At 66.6% G+C, this 17,714-nt stretch carries 13 protein-coding genes; 4 read left to right on the top strand and 9 right to left on the bottom strand.

Going from position 1 to position 17,714, the window contains the following annotated elements:
* Positions 1–89: 89 nt before the first annotated feature.
* Positions 90–1,097, bottom strand: a complete 1,008-nt coding sequence (locus tag CIK76_RS04625; RefSeq protein ID WP_096283925.1) for an ABC transporter substrate-binding protein — start codon at positions 1,095–1,097, stop codon at positions 90–92.
* Positions 1,098–1,519: 422 nt separating this feature from the next.
* Between CIK76_RS04625 and hrpA the strand changes: the two genes are divergently transcribed.
* Positions 1,520–5,461, top strand: a complete 3,942-nt coding sequence (gene hrpA / locus CIK76_RS04630; RefSeq protein ID WP_096283927.1) for an ATP-dependent RNA helicase HrpA — start codon at positions 1,520–1,522, stop codon at positions 5,459–5,461.
* Here hrpA and CIK76_RS04635 read toward each other — a convergent pair.
* The 4 genes from CIK76_RS04635 to CIK76_RS04650 are packed head-to-tail and all read right to left on the bottom strand — an operon-like array spanning position 5,458 to position 7,844.
* Positions 5,458–5,796: a hypothetical protein gene (locus CIK76_RS04635; protein WP_255248349.1), complete on the bottom strand. Its 339-nt coding sequence runs from the start codon at positions 5,794–5,796 to the stop codon at positions 5,458–5,460. The two genes, hrpA and CIK76_RS04635, sit on opposite strands and share 4 nt — an antisense overlap.
* 49 nt (positions 5,797–5,845) lie before the next feature.
* On the bottom strand, positions 5,846–6,274 hold the full coding sequence (locus tag CIK76_RS04640; protein WP_096283929.1) for an HIT family protein: 429 nt from the start codon (positions 6,272–6,274) through the stop codon (positions 5,846–5,848).
* Positions 6,275–6,294: 20 nt separating this feature from the next.
* A complete protein-coding gene (locus CIK76_RS04645) occupies positions 6,295–7,128 on the bottom strand; it encodes a sulfurtransferase (RefSeq protein WP_096283931.1) in 834 nt (277 codons plus the stop codon).
* Positions 7,125–7,844 carry an MBL fold metallo-hydrolase gene (locus tag CIK76_RS04650; protein ID WP_096283933.1) on the bottom strand — a complete coding sequence of 240 codons (720 nt, stop codon included), beginning with the start codon at positions 7,842–7,844 and terminating at the stop codon, positions 7,125–7,127. The genes CIK76_RS04645 and CIK76_RS04650 overlap by 4 nt, the downstream gene beginning before the upstream one ends.
* A gap of 137 nt (positions 7,845–7,981) precedes the next feature.
* Between CIK76_RS04650 and CIK76_RS04655 the strand changes: the two genes are divergently transcribed.
* Positions 7,982–8,386 carry a Fur family transcriptional regulator gene (locus CIK76_RS04655; RefSeq protein WP_096283935.1) on the top strand — a complete coding sequence of 135 codons (405 nt, stop codon included), beginning with the start codon at positions 7,982–7,984 and terminating at the stop codon, positions 8,384–8,386.
* 83 nt (positions 8,387–8,469) lie between these two features.
* Here the strand turns inward: CIK76_RS04655 and CIK76_RS04660 are convergent, their stop codons facing one another.
* The 4 genes from CIK76_RS04660 to CIK76_RS04675 all read right to left on the bottom strand — a co-directional run bounded on the left by CIK76_RS04660 (position 8,470) and on the right by CIK76_RS04675 (position 12,657).
* Positions 8,470–9,327: a metal ABC transporter permease gene (locus CIK76_RS04660; protein ID WP_096283937.1), complete on the bottom strand. Its 858-nt coding sequence runs from the start codon at positions 9,325–9,327 to the stop codon at positions 8,470–8,472.
* A 7-nt stretch (positions 9,328–9,334) separates the two neighbouring features.
* Positions 9,335–10,168, bottom strand: coding sequence for a metal ABC transporter ATP-binding protein (locus tag CIK76_RS04665; RefSeq protein ID WP_096283939.1), 834 nt, complete (start codon positions 10,166–10,168; stop codon positions 9,335–9,337).
* Positions 10,169–10,271: 103 nt separating this feature from the next.
* The gene (locus CIK76_RS04670; RefSeq protein ID WP_096283941.1) at positions 10,272–11,342 is read right to left on the bottom strand and encodes a hemolysin family protein; all 1,071 of its coding nucleotides are present in this window, start codon (positions 11,340–11,342) and stop codon (positions 10,272–10,274) included.
* On the bottom strand, positions 11,335–12,657 hold the full coding sequence (locus tag CIK76_RS04675) for a hemolysin family protein (protein ID WP_096283943.1): 1,323 nt from the start codon (positions 12,655–12,657) through the stop codon (positions 11,335–11,337). Before CIK76_RS04675 ends, CIK76_RS04670 begins: the two co-directional genes overlap by 8 nt.
* Positions 12,658–13,088: 431 nt before the next feature.
* Here CIK76_RS04675 and CIK76_RS04680 point away from each other — a divergent pair, with 431 nt between their 5' ends.
* Positions 13,089–16,856, top strand: coding sequence for a multifunctional oxoglutarate decarboxylase/oxoglutarate dehydrogenase thiamine pyrophosphate-binding subunit/dihydrolipoyllysine-residue succinyltransferase subunit (locus tag CIK76_RS04680; protein WP_096283945.1), 3,768 nt, complete (start codon positions 13,089–13,091; stop codon positions 16,854–16,856).
* Positions 16,857–17,021: 165 nt separating this feature from the next.
* Positions 17,022–17,627 carry a GDSL-type esterase/lipase family protein gene (locus CIK76_RS04685; RefSeq protein ID WP_096283947.1) on the top strand — a complete coding sequence of 202 codons (606 nt, stop codon included), beginning with the start codon at positions 17,022–17,024 and terminating at the stop codon, positions 17,625–17,627.
* Positions 17,628–17,714: the final 87 nt, after the last annotated feature.

A 17,714-nucleotide genomic window follows, 5' to 3' on the forward strand; every position in this document is an offset into this window, starting at 1 on the left:
TTGAGTTGTGAGAAGGTTCTTGGTCACGAGGAAGGCGAGGCGTCTACGTGCTCGCCTCGCCTTCCTCGCAGGTGGGTGGTGCTTTGGCCCTAGTAGGTTTCGACCGCCTCGGACTTCAGTTCCTCGGAGAACTCGATGCCGATCTTCGTCGCGGCGGTTTCGTTCAGGTACAGCTCCACCTCGGTGAGCGTTTCCACCGGCATAGTGGCCGGTTCCGCCTCGCCCTTGAGCAGCTTGTCCGCCATCACCGCGGTCTGCTCGCCGAGCTTCTCGTAGTTGATGCCGTAGGTGGCGGTGGCGCCACGCTTTACGGAGTCACCATCGGCGGCGATCACCGGGACCTTCTTGCCCTGCGCGGTCTGCAGCAGGCCTTCCAGCGCGGAGACGACCGCGTTGTCGGTCGGCACGTAGTAGGCGTCGACGTCCAGCGAGTTGGCCGCCTGCTGCACCTCGGAAGGCGCGGAGATGGCGGACTTCTCGATGCTCAGGCCGAGCTCGCCGGCGGCTTCCTCGGCCCACTGGACCTGGATGGCGGAGTTCGCCTCGCCCGAGGAGTAGACGATGCCGACCTTCTTGGCATCCGGGGAGAGCTCCTTGAGCAGTTCCAGCTGCTCCTTGACCGGGTTCTTGTCCGAGGTGCCGGTGACGTTGGCGCCCGGAGCCTCGTTGGAGGCCACAAGCTTCGCGTCCACCGGATCGGTGACCGCGGAGAAGAGCACCGGAATGCTGGTGATCGACTGGGCCGCGGCCTGCGCCGACGGGGTGGCGATCGCCAAGACCAGGTCGATGTCGCTGTCGGCCGCGAGCTTACCGGCGATCGAGGCGTTGGTGGCCTGGTCGCCCTGCGCGTTATTGTCGTCGTAGGAAATCTTGTCGCCGGTGTAGCCGGCGTCTTCCATGCCCTGCTTGAAGCCCTTGGTGACGGCGTCAAGGGATGGGTGCGAGACATACTGGAAAATGCCGATCTTGACCGGGCCCTCGGCGGCGGCTCCGCCGTCGCCGGAACCCTCGCTGCCGGTGCCCCCTCCGCAAGCGGTCAATGCCAGCGCGCCGGTGGCGGCCACTGCGGCTAATTTCAAAGCGGTGAATCGCTTCATGGTGATCCTTTCAACAAGTTCCCTGTGCGAGTGATGTCCCCGTGCACGGTGGCCCGGTAGCCAGCTCATCGGCGAAGACAAGCGAACCGGGAACTGCCCGAACCACGTGCAGGTGATTACCCACGATCTTACATGTGAAAGACCTCACTTCGCCCATGATCCCGGTGATACCAAAGACGTTTGCCCCTTGAAACGGCCAATGCCGGACACAAGTGGGCATTTGGCGTGCTCTCGGGCGCACATCCGTATTCGGAGACGAGAGGCTGCCGGCCTTTCGGTGGACGGATTAAAAAATTGACATCGCCATGCTGTGACGCAAATCAAGGGATTTTGCCGGCGCGTGCCCGGTTTTGCGCCCCCGCGGGCGCGCTGAGTCGCGGTGTCTGCCGGCAGCTGCCTGGCCGGAATAGAATGGGCTCATCATGGCCCTCACCATTTCTTATCCCGAAGCCCTTCCCGTTTCCGCCCGCCGCGCCGACATCCTCGATGCGGTGCGCAAGAACCAGGTGGTGATCATCGCCGGTGAAACGGGGTCCGGCAAGACCACCCAGCTGCCCAAGATGCTGCTCGAGCTCGGGTTGGCCAAGCACGGCATGATCGGGCACACCCAGCCGCGCCGGCTGGCCGCGCGCACCGTGGCCGAGCGCATCGCCGAGGAGCTGGGCACGAGCATCGGCGACGAGGTGGGCTTCCATGTGCGCTTCACCGGGGAGGTCTCGCGCAACACGAAGCTGAAGGTGATGACCGACGGCATCCTGCTCGCCGAAATCCAGCGCGACCGGCTGCTGAAGAAGTACTCGGCGATCATCATCGACGAGGCGCACGAGCGCAGCCTGAACATCGACTTCCTGCTCGGCTACCTCAAGCAGATCATGGTCCAGCGCCCGGAGCTGAAGATCATCATCACCTCCGCAACCATCGACCCCGAACGCTTCGCCGCGCACTTCGGCACCCGGGACGCTGCAGGTGCGCTGGTGCCCGCGCCGATCCTCGAGGTCTCCGGGCGCACCTTCCCGGTGGAGATCCGCTACCGGCCGCTGGAGGCCGGCGGTGAAGAGCCGGACGAGGCGGATGCGAACGCGCTGGAAGAGGAGCGCGACCCGCTGGATGCGGTGACCGACGCGGTGCGCGAGCTGTCCGCCGAGGAGCCCGGAGACATCCTGATCTTCTTCTCCGGGGAGCGCGAGATCCGCGACGCCGCCGACGCCCTGCGCGCGATGGTGGCCGGCAACAAGCGGCTGCCGCGCTACGAGGTGCTGCCGCTGTTCGCCCGGCTCTCGCTGGCCGAACAGCACCGGGTCTTCCATCCGGGGTCCGCGCCGCGGCTGATCCTGGCCACCAACGTGGCCGAAACCTCGCTGACCGTGCCGGGCATCAAGTACGTGATCGACACCGGCACCGCGCGCATTTCGCGCTATTCGCACCGCACCAAGGTCCAGCGCCTGCCCATCGAGCGGGTCTCGCAGGCCAGCGCGAACCAGCGTTCGGGCCGCTGCGGGCGCGTCTCGGAGGGCATCGCGATCCGGCTGTATTCCGAAGAGGACTACGCCGCGCGCCCGGAATTCACCGACCCCGAGATCCTGCGCACCTCGCTGGCCAGCGTGATCCTGCAGATGATCTCCATGGGCGTAGTGGCCACCGCCGCCGACGTGGCCGACTTCGGCTTTGTGCAGCCGCCGGACGCGCGGGCGATCTCCGACGGGGTGAATCTGCTGCGCGAACTGGGCGCACTGGGCGAAGACAAGCGCGCGCAGGTCACGCAGATCGGCCGCAAGCTGGCCCAACTGCCGCTGGACGTGCGCCTGGGCCGGATGATCCTGGAGTCCGCGGAGCGCGGGGTGGCGAAGGAGCTGATGGTGCTCGCCGCCGCGCTGAGCATCCAGGATCCGCGCGAGCGGCCCAGCGAGGACACCGGGCAGCGCGAACGCGCCGCCGAACTGCATAAGCGCTTCGCCGACGAGAAGTCCGACTTCATCGGGCTGCTGAACTTGTGGGCCTACCTGCAGGAACAGCAGAAGGAGCTGTCCTCCTCGGCCTTCCGCCGGCTGTGCAAGGCCGAGCACATCAACTACCTGCGGGTGCGCGAATGGCAGGACCTGTTCACCCAGCTGCGCCAGCTGTCCAAGTCGCTGGACATCACCGTCGCCGCGGCCCCGGTGGACCCGGCGGCCAACGAGGATGCGGTCCACAAGTCGCTGCTGTCCGGGCTGCTGGGGCATATCGGGCTCTATGACGAGCGCAAACGCGACTACCAGGGCGCGCGCGGCGGGCGCTTCTCGATTTTCCCCGGCTCCGCGCTGTTCAAGAAGTCCCCGACCTGGGTGATGGCCGCCGAGCTGGTGGAGACCTCCCGGCTCTGGGCGCGCACCGCGGCGGTCATCGACCCCGCCTGGGTGGAGGAGCTCGCCCCGAATCTGCTCAAGCGCAGCTACTCCGAGCCGCATTGGTCCAAGAAAATGGGCTCGGTGATGGGCTACGAGAAGGTCACGCTCTTCGGGCTGCCGATCGTGCTCAAGCGCCGCATGCACTACTGGCGGGTGGATAAGCCGCTGGCCCGCGAGCTGTTCATCCGGCACGCGCTGGTGGAGGGCGACTGGCGCACCCACCACAAGTTCTTCGAGCGCAACCGGGCGGTGCTCGCCGAGGTGGAGGAGCTCGAAACCCGGATGCGCCGCCACGATCTGCGCATCTCCGACGAAGACCTGTTCGACTTCTACGATGCGCGGCTGGGCGAAGAGGTCGTCTCCGAGCGGCACTTCGACCGCTGGTTCAAACGCGCGGCGGCCAAGGATCCGGGCCTGCTGGACTTCGATCCGGCCGCGGTGCTCGCCGGCGACGCACAGCAGCTCGATGAGACCGCGTTCCCGCGCACCTGGTCCCACGGGTCCATCGCGCTGCCGCTGAGCTACGAGTACAACCCGGCCGCCGCCGACGCCGAAGGGGACGGGGTGAGCCTGCAGGTGCCGGTGGTGTTCCTCAACCAGCTCGATCCGGCGCGCTTCGCCTGGCTGATCCCGGGGCTGCGCCACGAGCTGCTCACCGCGCTGATCCGCTCCATGCCCAAGGCGATCCGCAAGAACTTCGTGCCCGCCCCGGATGTGGCAGGCCAGGCGCTGGCCATGCTCGACGCGGATTTTGATCCCGGCACCGATGACCTGGCCGTTTCCCTGGCGCTGGTGCTGCGCCGGCTGCGCGGCATCGTGGTGGACCCGGCGATCTTCGACTTCTCCGCGCTGCCCGCGCACCTGCGCTTCGGCTTCGAGGTGGTGGACGCCGCGGGAAAGCTGCTGGGGCACGGCGATGACCTCTCCGCCCTGCAGTACAAGCTGGCCGCGGCGAACCGGGCCGCGCTGTCCAGCCAGGTCAACTCCCCCGCCACCGTGCGCGCCGCGGCCCCGGCGCAGGCCAAGGGCGCGAAGGGATCCAAGGGCACCCCGCCGGCCAAGGCTCCGAAGTCGGCGCCCGGCTCCGGGCAGTGGGACCAGCGCGGGCTGACCGGCTGGCCGAAGCTGCACACGGCCGGGAACGCGCTGCCGGCCCAGGTCACCACCACGGTGATGGGCCAGGAGATCACCGCCTATCCGGGGCTGCACGACGCCGGCAAGGATGCGGCGCTGAGCGTCTACCGCACCGCGGCCGAACGCGATGCCGCGCACCGGGCCGGGATCATCCGGCTGCTGATGCTGCGCCTGCCCCCGGCGGCGAAGTTCGTCATCGGGCACCTGAGCAATGCCGAGCGGCTGGCGTTCAGCCAGAACCCGCACGGGTCGATCGACGAGCTGATCGCCGACTGCACCATGGCCGCGGTGGACAAGCTGGTGCCCGAGGCGCTACCGATGGATGAGGCGGGCTACGAGAAGCTCTTCGAAACCGTGCGCGCCGAGCAGATCGACACGGTCTTCTCGATCACCTCGGTGATCTCCCAGGTGTTCGGCGCCGCGACCCGGGTGGCGAATGCGCTGAAGTCCACCAAGTCGCTGGCGATGTACGCCGCGGTCAGCGACATCCGCTCGCAGCTGGAGCAGCTGATCTACCCCGGGTTCATCGCCGCCACCGGGGCCGCGCACCTGATGCGCCTGCCGCGCTACCTGGCGGGCATCGAATCGCGGTTGGTGAAGCTCAATTCCGGGGCGGTCACCCGCGACGGGCAGTCGCTGACGGTGATCCAGAAGCTGGAGGACGACTACGACGGCGCGCTGGGGCGGGTGCCGGAGGGCGCGCGCACCCCGGCCGGGCTGCGCGAGGTGAAGTGGATGCTCGAGGAGATGCGCATCTCGCTGTTCGCCCAGGAGCTGGGCACCGCCTATTCGGTCAGCGAGAAGCGCATCCGCAAGGCCATCAAGGACGGGCTCGCGGCGCTCTAGCCGCGGGGCCCGCCGGCGGCGATCACCTGCACCGGATCCTCGTAGACGATGCGGCCCGGATCGGCAGTTTCCAGCCGTTCCCAACGGATCTGGTGCGCATCGAGCAGCAGCAGGTAGGGCTCCACGCGCGCCAGCAGGTGCACGGCGCCGTGCTTGAACCAGGCGGCCGCGCCCGGGTTGAGCACCCGGTCGTAGACCTGCGGGCGGCTGAGGCTCGGATTCGGGTAGGCCGCGTTGTACCAGTCGTTTCCGGCCCGCCAGCGCGCGTGCTCGGCCGGGCTCAGTTCCCCCTGCGCGCCCAGCTTGTTGACCAGCGCGAAAATGCCGGGGTGCACCCCGCGTTGATTGGGCGCCAGCGACTGGTAGCGGATGAACCGCGCAGGCTCAATCGGCGGGCACAAATTCGCTGTGCCCGTCTTCGCGCAGGGCAGCGCGCAGCTTGTCCGCGCTCGCGTCCATGCGTGCCGCCTCCGGGTTCACCATCGCGTTGGACAGGTCGAAATCGGCCAGCGAGTTCGTCGGCCAGACATGCACGTGCAGGTGCGGGACCTCAAAACCGGCGATCATCAGCCCGGCGCGCTGCGCGTTGAAGGCGCGTTTCTGCGCGCGGCCGATCTTCGCGGCCACCAGGTTCAGGTGGCTGAGCAGCGCCTCGTCGGCGTCGGTGAATTCGTCGATCTCCGCGCGCGGGACCACCAGGGTGTGCCCGTCGGTCAGCGGTCCGATGGACAGGAACGCGACGCAGCTCTCATCGGACCAGATGAAGCGTCCGGGGATCTCGCCGTCGATAATTTTGGTGAAGAGCGTGCTCATGGCGGCCTTTCTCGGCTCGGTTAGTGTCGGTGTTGTTCATCGCTCGTGGCGATCGGAGACTGCGGGTAGGAGCAGTATTGCGACCAGCTGCCCGGGTAGAGGGCGGCCGTGCGGCCCGCGTGCTCGGCGGCGAGCACCTGGTGGGTGGCGGTGATCCCGGAGCCGCAATAGGCCGCCAGCGGAAGGTTTTCCGGCGCGATTTTGGCGAAGGCCGCCGCGAGCCGCTCGGCGGAAAAGAATTTGGCCTGCGCGTCGAGGTTGTCGGTGGTCGGCCGGTTGCGCGCCCCGGGGATATGCCCGGCTACCGGGTCGATCGGCTCCTGGATGCCCAGGTAGCGGGCGGTGGCGCGCGAGTCGATGAGCGTGCCGGAGTAGCCGGCCAGCTCCTGGTATTCGAGCACCGGCATCCCGCCCCATCTGAGCTGAACGTCCCCAGGCGCCCGGGTTTCGGTCCCGGTGGCCAGCTCGCCGCCCAGTTCCTTCCACGCATCCAGCCCGCCGTCGAGCACGGCCACGTTCTCAAAGCCGGCATGGCGCAGCAGCCACCAGGCGCGGGCGGCGGCCAGCGCCCCGGAATCGTCGTAGGCGACTACGAAGGAATCCCCTCCGATCCCCCAGCGGCGCGCGGCCGCCTCGAAGTCGGCCGGGTCGGGCAGCGGGTGGCGGCCGGTATGCGCTCCGGCCGCCCCCGAAAGCTCGGTCTCCAGCTCGACGAACACCGCGCCGGGGATATGCCCGGAGGCGTAGTGCTCCTGCCCGTCCTTGCGGCCGAGCACCCAGCGCACATCGAGCAGCACCAGGCTTTCATCGGCTAGCCTGGCGGTGAGTTCTCCGGCGCTGATCAGCGTGTTCATTTTCTCTCTCCCGCCGGTGTTCCGGAATTCTGCCCGCTGCCTTCGGCCAGCTCGTCGAGCAGGTGGGTGGTGCCGGCCTCCAGCCGGCGCAGCACGCTGCCGGTGGCTTCGGCGCGGGCGCCGAGCATGGTGTCGAAGAGGTTCAGCCCGCGTTCGTTGAGCAGCCCGTCGTGGATCGGCACCCAGACCGGCGCGTTCAGCGCGGTGGCGAAGTCCATGGTCTGCCCGATCCTCGCCCACGGGGCCATCAGCGGCAGCAGCAATACCTGCGGGCGGATCCCGATCGGCACCTGGTAGCTGTCCCCCGGGTGGAAGAGCTGCTCGTCGCCCAGCAGGTAGCCGACGTTGGCCACCAGCTCGATCGAGCCGTGGATTCTGGCGTGGGTTCCGCCGAAGGTGCGCACCCGGATGCCGCCGACCACGAAGTCCTCCCCCGCGGCCACCGTGAGAATCTGCGCCCGCTTGGGCGCCGGCAGCTGCTCGCGCAGGATCTGGGCCAGCGCCTCGGGGGCATACACGCGCAGCAGCGAGCTGTCCTGCACCGCGGCGAGGATCTGGCGCTGGTCCGCATGGTCGGGGTGCTGGTGGGTGAGCAGCACGGCGCTGACACCGGCGAAGGCCCCCTGAAGCTGCGAAAAGCTGCCCGGATCCAGCAGCAGCGAACCGTCGATGGTGGTGACTTCCAAGCAGGAATGCCCGCGTAATGTGATGCGCATAGCTTCAGCCTAGGCCGACGGCGCGCCCTCGGCCAGCCACTGACACGCACTCGGCCGAAAAGTTGGCTAAAATTGGGTGGAACGGGGCCGAACGCGTTTCGCCCGCAACAGCTTTTCAGAAGGAATGGTGCAAGTCGATGGTGCAGCCAGAAACCCGCGTCACCAAGCAGCGGCTCGCGGTGGCCGAGGCCCTGGGCGAGGTCGATGATTTTGCGACCGCCCAGGAACTGCACCGCTGGCTGGTGGATACGCAGAAGAAGGTCTCGCTGGCCACCGTCTACCGGCTCTTGCAGTCCATGGCCGACGACGGGCTGGTGGATGTGCTGCGCAGCGGCGACGGCGAGGCGCGCTTCCGCCAGTGCCTCACCGAGGTGCACCACCACCACTTGGTCTGCCGGGTGTGCTCGAAGACCGTGGAGGTGCTCGCCCCGGCGGTGGAGCGCTGGGCCGCGCGCGTCGCGCAGGAGAACGGCTTCACCGACCCGGAGCACACCGTGGAAATCTACGGGCTCTGCGAAGAGTGCCGCCGCAAGGCCAGCTGAACGGCTCCATCGAACCCCAAATGCGAAGGCCGCCCGCCATTTACGGTGGGCGGCCTTCGCGCTGCGCCGAGCGGGCCGGTGGACTAGACCAGGTGCTTGCGCGGGGAACGCAGCGCCTCGATCCCCCGGCAGACCAGGTAGATCACGAAGGATATGGTGGTCACATACGGGCTGATCGGCAGCGAGCCGGCCAGCGCCAGCAGGATCCCGCCGAGCACCGAAATCTCGGCGAAGAGAATCGCCAGGAACACCGTGAGCCCCGGGTTGGAGCTGATCCGCAGGGCCGCGGCGGCCGGGGTGATCAGCAGCGCCAGCACCAGCAGCGCGCCCACCACCTGGATGGCCACGGCCACCGCCAGGGCGAGGATCACCATGAAGATTATCGACAGCCCGCCGGTGCGCACCCCGCGGGCGTTGGCCAGCACCGGGTCCACCGAGGCGAAGGTCAGCGGCCGCCAGACGACCAGCAGCGCGAGCACCACCACCGCGCATAGCGCCAGCATGCCGGAAAGCTGCACATCGTCCACCGCGACGATCTGCCCGGTGAGCAGGCCGAACTTATTGGCGCTGCGCCCCTCGTAGAGCGAGAGGAACAGGATCCCGAGTCCCAGGCCGAAGGGCATCAGCACCCCGGTGATGGAGTTGCGGTCCTTGGCCCGGGTACCCAGCACGCCGAGCACCAGCGCCGCGACCAGCGAGCCGAACACCGAGCCGGTGACCACATCCACGCCGATGAGCAGCGCGAAGGCCGCCCCGGCGAAGGAGAGCTCGGCGATGCCGTGCACCGCGAAGGCCATATCGCGCATCATGATGAAGATGCCGATCAGCCCGCCGACGATGCCCAGCGCCGCCCCGGCGATCAGCGAGTTGGTCACCAGCGGCAGCAGCTGCGCGTAGTCCTCGAAATTCAGCGTGCGCTCCAGGAAGTCTGCGAAATTCATCGCGCGCCTACCTTCCGGTCTCTAGTTCGTGGTCTTCGGGGTGCTCATGCCCGTCCGGCGGCAGCGCCCGGTTTCCGTCGCCGCTGAGCACCACGATCCGCCCGTTCACGCGCAATACCTGCACCGGGGCGCCATAGAGCGCGCTCAGCACCTCGGAGCGCATCACTTCGTCGACGCTGCCCAGGTGGAATTTGCCCTCGGCCAGGTAGAGCACCCGGTCCACATAGGGCAGGATCGGGTTGATCTCGTGGGTGACGAAGATGACCGCGGCCCCGTGCTGCACGGCCTGGCGGTGGATCACCTCGCTGATCGCCTGCTGGTGGTGCAGGTCCAGGGAGAGCAGCGGCTCGTCGCAGAGCAGCACCCGCGGATCCCCCGCGAGCGCTTGCGCGGCGCGCAGCCGCTGCTGTTCGCCGCCGGAAAGATCGGAGACCGGGCGGTGCGCGTAGTCCTGCGCGCCGACCAATTCGAGCAGTTCGTCCACCTTCGCGTGAACCTTTCGGCGGGCCAGCCGGATGCCGGGGCGGTTGCCGTCCACGCCCAGGGCCACCAGGTCGCGGGCGCGCAGGGGCACGTTGTCGCCGAAGGGGCGTTGCTGCGGGATCAGGCCCACCAGCTCCGAGCCGCGGCGCACCGGGTCCCCGGCGATGGACACGGTACCGGCGTTCAGGGCCGTGGTGCCGAGCATGGTGTTGATAAAGCTGGTTTTGCCCGAGCCGTTGGGCCCGAGCACCGCCAAGAACTCCCCGGGCTGCACTTGCAAGTCCAGCCCCTCCCACAGCACCCGGGACCCGAAGGCCAGGCGTGCGGCGTCGAAGGTGACAATCGGGGATGTGCTCATGAACCGGCTTTCGCGCTTAAAGAAGACTGCGGCACCGCTGAAGCGGTGCCGCAGTCAATCCTACCAGTTGCGACTGGTTCGCATTACGCGTTTGGCTGTGAGACTAATTGCCGTTCGCCTTGCTCGGTGGAGCGTGGCGCTTCTGCGTCGAGTCGCTGATCTCGCCGACCAGCACCTCGATGATGTCCTCCAGGAACAGCACGCCGATGGTGTGCCCCGCCTCGTCGACCACGGCCGAGAGGTGGTTGCCCTCCTGGCGCATGCTCTCCAGCGCCTCCTCGATTTCCGCGTCCTGCTTGACCACGCCCAGCGGGTGCAGCGGCAGGTCGCGCAGCGGCGCGGTGGAGTGCGCGTCGTCGATCAGCATCACGTCCTTGACATGCCAGTAGCCCACCGGCACCTCGTCGCGGGTGATCAGCATGCGCGAGTAGCCGGTCTTGCCGACCTTCTTCTCGAATTCGCGCGCGGTGGTCTGCCCCCACTCCAGGGTGAACAGGTCATCGACCTGAACCATGCAGGAGGCGGCCGTGACGGTGGAGAATTCCAGCGCCTTGGTCAGCCGCAGCGCGTGCTCGTTGCGCAGCGTGCCCTCCTGGGAGGAGGTGTCGATGATCGAGCGGACCTCCGCGGCGGTGTAGGAGCTGGTCACCTCGTCCTGCGGCTCGACGCCGAAGAGCTTCAGGAACAGGTTCGCCGCGCCGTTGAGCATCGAGATGATCGGCTTGAGCACCTTGGCCACGCCCACCAGCGGCATGGCAAGCACCAGCACCGCCTTGTCGGCGACGGAGACCGAGATGTTCTTCGGCACCATCTCGCCGAAGGTCACGTGCAGGAAGGTCACCAGCACCAGCGCGATGAGGAAGGCGGCGGTGTCCGCGATCTGCTCCGGCATGCCCAGCGCCGTCATCGGCACCTCCAGCAGGTGGTGCAGCGCCGGTTCGGAGATGTTCAGGATCAGCAGCGAGCAGACGGTGATGCCCAGCTGGCAGACCGCGAGCATGATCGAGACGTGCTCCATCGCATACAGCGCGATCTTCGCCCGCTTATTTCCCTCGTCGGCCAGCGGCTCGATCTGCGAGCGGCGCGCGGACATGACCGCAAATTCGCCGGCAACGAAAAACGCATTGACCGCCAGCAGCACGACCAGCCAGGCCAGCCCGATGAAGTCACTCATTGGTCTCCTCCTTGGTCCGCGTGGCAGGTTCGAAGCGCACCTGGGCGATCCGGCGGCCATCGAGCTCGGTCACCGTGAAAATTCCCGCCTCGGTGTGCACCGTATCGTTCAGTTCGGCCAAGCGCCCCAGTTCGGAGAGCATGAACCCGCCGATGGTGTCGTAGGCCGAATCGTCGGCGATGACATCGCTGGCGAAGTGCTCGTTGACTTGGTCCGGGCGGTACATGCCGGGGAACAGCCAGTTGCCGTCCGGCTGGGTGACCGCCTCTTCCTCGTCCTCGTCGTGCTCATCGGAGACCTCGCCGACGATCTCTTCGACCAGGTCCTCCAGGGTGACCAGCCCGGCGGTTCCGCCGTACTCGTCCATCACGATGGCCACCTGGAACTCCGCGGCGCGCAGCTGCTCGAGCAGCACGTCGAGGTGGATGGTTTCCGGCACGTAGAGCGCATCGCGCGCGAATTCGCCGACCTGCAGCGCCGCGCGGCGTTCGCGCGGCACCGAGACCACCGCCTTGACATGGCAGATGCCCTGGATATCATCGCTGGACCCTTCGGTGACCGGGAACCGGGAGAATCCGGTGTCCGCGCTCATCAGGATCAGTTCGGATAATGCCGCCTCGGACTCGATGGTGGACATCGAGGTGCGCGGGGTCATCACATCCGCCGCGGTGCGTTCGGAGAATTCGATGGTCGATTCCACGAAGCGCGCGGTCTGGATGTCCAGGGTGCCAAGTTCTGCCGAGCGGCGCACCAGCGAGGCGAGCTCCTGGGCGCTGCGGGCGGCCGAAATTTCCTCCTTGGCCTCCAGCCCGAAGAATTTGCGCAGCACCGAGTTCGAAAAACCGTTGAGCAGCACGATGGCGGGCTTGAAGATGGCGGTGAAGATCAGCTGCGGGCGGGCCAGCGCCTTGCCCACGGCCATGGCCTTCGCGATGGCCAGGTTCTTGGGCACCAGCTCGCCGATCAGCATCGAGAGCAGCGTGGCGATCACCATCGAGATGACCACCGAGATCGCCCTGGAGCTGGCTCCCACCACGCCGAGGTTCTCGAGCACCGGGGCCAGGAGCTTGCTCATCGCCGGTTCGAGCACATAGCCGGTGAGCAGGGTGGTCAGGGTGATGCCCAGCTGGCAGCTGGAAAGCTGGGTGGAGAGAGAGGTCAGGCACTGCAAAAGAGCTTTGGAACCGCGTTCGCCGCGATCGATGGCCTGTTGAACGGTGCTTTTATCGAGGGCAACGAGGGAGAATTCCACGGCCACGAAGAAGCCGGTGCCCAGAATCAGCAGCAGGCCGAAAAGTATGTAGATCCATTCCATGGGCGACTAACCACGCCCCGGGGCTGGATGGGTTAAGTTGCGTCTAATTTGCCGTAAGCGGCAACTAGAAGGCTCCAATTGGGAGGCGGAGCCTTCGGGACGATGGCAAAGGTGGCCGGCACTGCGCCCGCGGGCGGCGGTCCGGCTAGGAGAATGAGATTCCATAGTGCGACTCATTCTATCCAATGAACCCGCTTCGCGCACAATAGCCACGCACGCACGACCAGCGGCACGGGAAACAAGCTAAACGGGCAGTGTTAAGCGCCACTTTCGAGATATTCCTGACGACTCGTGGCAAATCCCTTGGAAAAGTCACTAGACTGGGGCGCAGGTCTAGAAATCTTGTGAGTATCGGTGGCCATTATTCACGTCCTCGGGCTACCACCGGCTCAAGCTAGAACAACGTAGAAATCAGGGAAGAGGCGTTGCACGTGCCAGAGCAAGCACACCACCGACTTACTGAAGAGTTTGGTGGAAACGAGTGGCTAGTAGACGAGCTGTACCAGCAGTATCTCGTCGATAAGAACTCGGTCGATAAGAAATGGTGGGACATTTTCGAGTCCCTCACCACCGAAAACAACGCACCGGCTGCACCGGCGGCTTCCGCGGCCAAGGCCGCGCCGAGCGCGCCGCCGGCGGCAGCGGCGAAACCTGCTCCTGCAGCCAACGGCCAGGGCGCACCACGCGCCGCGGCCGAGGCGCGCAGCACCGAATCGGCTCCCGCGCCAGCCGCGGCCAAAGCCGAACCAGCAGCAAAGGAAGCGGCGCCGAAGACGGCTCCGATTCCGGCCCAAGCTCCGAAGGCTACGCCTTCCACCGAGCTGTACGGCGAGGAGAAGCGCACCCCGTTGCGCGGGCCAATGAAGGCCATCGCAACCAATATGGATGCTTCGCTCACCGTGCCAACCGCCACCACCGTGCGCGCGGTTCCGGCCAAGGTGATGATCGATAACCGCATCGTCATCAACAACCACCTCAAGCGCGCCCGCGGCGGCAAGATCTCCTTCACCCACCTGATCGGCTTCGCCGTGATTCGCGCGCTGAAGCAGATCCCGTCAATGAACGTCACCTACGACGTGATCGACAAGAAGCCGACCGCCGTCCAGCCGGCCCACGTGAACTTCGGCATCGCGATCGACATGCCAAAGCCGGACGGCTCGCGCATGCTCGCGGTCCCGAATATCAAGGTCGCCGAGACCCTGAGCTTCAACGAGTTCTGGGCCACCTACGAAGACCTGATCAAGCGCGCCCGCAATAACAAGCTGACCGCCGACGACTACTCCGGCACCACCGTGTCGCTGACCAACCCCGGCGGCATCGGCACCGTGCACTCGGTGCCGCGCCTGTCCAAGGGCCAGGCCGCGATCATCGGCGTCGGCGCGCTGGAATACCCGGCCGAGTACCGCGGATCATCCGAGAAGACCGTCGCGTCCCTGGGCATCGGCAAGCACATCACGCTGACCTCCACCTATGACCACCGCGTCATCCAGGGTGCCGGTTCGGGCGAATTCCTGAAGCTGGTCGAGGCGCTGCTGCTCGGCGAGCAGGGCTTCTACGATGAGATCTTCGAGCAGCTGCGCATCCCATACGAACCGGTGCGCTGGGCCATCGACAACCAGGTCGACGTCGACCTGGCGGTCAACAAGGTCGCCCGCATCCAGCACCTGATCAACTCCTACCGCGTGCGCGGCCACCTGATGGCCGATACCAACCCGCTGGAATACATCCAGCGCAAGCACCCGGACCTGGACATCCAGACCTATGGGCTGACCCTGTGGGATCTGGATCGCGAATGGGTTGCCGGCGGACTGGGCGGCAAGAACCGCGCGCTGCTGCGCGACGTGCTGGGCATCCTGCGCGACGCCTACTGCCGCACCACCGGCACCGAGTACATGCACCTGCAGAACCCGGAAGAACGCGAGTGGTTCCAGGCGAAGCTGGAGTCCGGCTACGCGAAGCCGACCCGCGACGAACAGCTGCGCATCCTCTCCAAGCTGAACGCCGCCGAGGCCTTCGAAACCTTCTTGCAGACCAAGTTCGTCGGCCAGAAGCGCTTCTCCCTGGAGGGCGGTGAATCGCTGATTCCATTGCTCGATGCGATCATTTCCGACGCGGCCGACGAGCAGCTGGACGAGGTCGCGATCGGCATGGCGCACCGCGGCCGGCTGAACGTGCTGACCAACATCGCCGGCAAGACCTACGCGCAGGTCTTCCGCGAATTCGAGGGCACCGCAACCCCGGGCTCCGTCCAGGGTTCGGGCGATGTGAAGTACCACCTGGGCACCGAGGGTTCCTACACCTCGGACGCCGGCAACGCCACCAAGGTCTATCTGGCGGCCAACCCATCGCACCTGGAAGCCGTGGATCCGGTGCTCGAGGGCATCACCCGCGCGAAGCTGGACCGCATGGGCTCGAAGAACAACGTGCTGCCGATCCTGGTGCACGGCGACGCGGCCTTCGCCGGCCAGGGCGTCGTCTCCGAGGTGCTCGCGATGAGCCAGCTGCCGGGCTACAAGACCGGCGGCACCGTGCACGTGATCGTGAACAACCAGATCGGCTTCACCACCGCTCCGAGTTCTTCGCGCTCTTCGGTGTACGCCACCGATGTGGCACGCACCGTGCAGGCACCGATCTTCCACGTCAACGGGGATGACCCGGAGGCAGTGGTGCACGTGGGCCAGATGGCCTTCGAGTACCGCCAGAAGTTCGGCAAGGACGTGGTCATCGACCTCATCTGCTACCGCCGCCGCGGCCACAACGAGGGCGACGATCCCTCGATGACCCAGCCGATCATGTACAACCTGATCGAAGCGAAGCGCTCCACCCGCAAGCTGTACACCGAGGCCCTGGTCGGCCGCGGTGACATCACGCAGGAAGAAGCCGAAAACGTGCTGGCCGAATACAAGGAGAATCTGGAGCGCATCTTCTCCGAGACGCATGCCGCCCAGACCTCCCCGATCCCGATCATCACCCCGGGTTCGACCATCAACGACCTGGAGAAGCCTTTCGCGCAGGCCGCCGACGAGAACACCGTCGATGGCGCCCGCGGTTCGGCGATCAGCGAGCAGACGCTGGCGAAGATCGGCGCGGCCCACCTGGCGGTGCCCGAAGACTTCACCATGCACACCAAGCTCAAGGCACTGCTCGAACGCCGCGAGAAGATGTCCCGCGAAGGCGGCATCGACTGGGGCTTCGCCGAGCTGGCGGCCCTCGGCTCGCTGTCCATGGAAGGCGTGCCGGTTCGCCTGGCAGGCCAGGACTCGCGCCGCGGCACCTTCGTGCAGCGCCACTCGGTCTTCCACGACCGCGAGAACGACAACGAGTGGTACCCGCTGCACCACCTGAGCGATGACCAGGCACCGCTGTGGATCTACGACTCGCTGCTTTCCGAATACGCGGCCCTCGGCTTCGAATACGGCTACTCGGTGGAACGCCCGAATGCATTGGTCTTGTGGGAAGCGCAGTTCGGCGACTTCGTCAACGGCGCGCAGACCGTGATCGACGAGTTCATCTCCTCGGCCGAGCAGAAGTGGTCGCAGTCCACCTCCCTGGTGATGCTGCTGCCGCACGGCTACGAAGGCCAGGGCCCGGACCACTCCTCGGCGCGCATCGAACGCTTCTTGCAGATGTGCGCGGAGAACAACATGGTGGTCGCCCAGCCTTCGAACGGTGCCAACCACTTCCACCTGCTGCGCCGCCAGGCCTACGCCCGGCCACGCAAGCCGCTGATCGTCTTCACCCCGAAGCAGCTGCTGCGCCTGAAGGCCGCGGCCACCTCGGTGGAGGACTTCACCACCGGCGGCTTCCAGGAGGTCATCGGCGACAAGTCGATCGCCAATGCGGAGGCCGTGGAGAAGGTGCTGCTGGTTTCCGGTCGCCTGTACTACGATCTGCTCGCCGCGCGCACCAAGGCGCAGGATGAGAAGGTCGCGATCGTCCGCGTTGAGCAGCTCTACCCGGCTCCGGCCGAGCAGATCGCTGCCGAGCTGGCCAAGTACCCGAACGCCACGGTTTCGTGGGTTCAGGACGAACCAGCCAACCAGGGCCCATGGCCGTTCTTCGGCCTGTACGTCGCCCCGGAGCTGGAGAAGAAGGTCACCCTGGTCTCGCGTCCGGCCTCGGCCGCGACCTCTGCCGGTACCGCCAAGCGCCACGACGCCGAAGCCGCGGTGCTGCTGAAGCAGGCCTTCGCCCGCTAGCCGACACGCTCGGTTCAACGGCGCACAGCCGGCGAACCCGACCCCGTCATCACGGAGCCGGGTTCGCCGGCTGTGGCATTTAACCCGCTTTGTCCTCCCCGATCCGGCAAGTCAACACTGCTAAGGTTGACGAAGATTCAGATTTCCCAACGAAAGGTCGCCAAGTTGGAGTTTCGCACCATCCGCATCACCGCCATCGGCGATGAGCTACTTGCAGGACATGGTGACCCGCGTGCGCTGGGCTGGTTTGGCCGCGTGATGGCTCGGACCCAGGACCCGGCATTGCGTTTGCAGTCCTTCGTGCTCGCCAGCCCCGCCGAAGGTTCCGAGGCCCTGGCCGAACGCTGGATGGGGGAAGCCTCCCGCCGTTTCGGCGATCAGGTGGAAAACCGTCTGGTCATCGCGCTCTCCGATCGCGACGTCGACCTCGGGCTGACCACCGCGCGCAGCCGGCTGAACCTGGCAAACATTCTCGACTCGGCCTCGCAGATGAGCATCAAGGCCTTGCTCGTCGGCCCGGCCCCGGGCTTGGATGATGCACGCAACGAACGCGTCGCGGAACTGAACCGGGTCTATTCGGATGTGGCCCTGCGCCGCAACCACCACTACATCGACACCTTCACGCCCTTGCGGGCGCACTCGCAGTGGCGCAGCGACCTGACGGCTTCCGGCGGAGTGCCCGGACAGGCCGGCTATGGGCTGATGGCGTGGCTGGTGCTGCACCGCGGCTGGTACTCTTGGCTGGAGTTGCCCGAACCCGACGCCAGCTAAGCCGTCGGGCAGCAGATCGCGGCCCATGCCTCTGGTTAGGGAAATCACATCAAGGTGTGAAAGACTACTAGCCGACCCGGGAGATCG

Origin of the sequence: Glutamicibacter sp. BW80, assembly GCF_002332385.1 — a bacterium.
GTDB lineage: Bacteria > Actinomycetota > Actinomycetes > Actinomycetales > Micrococcaceae > Glutamicibacter.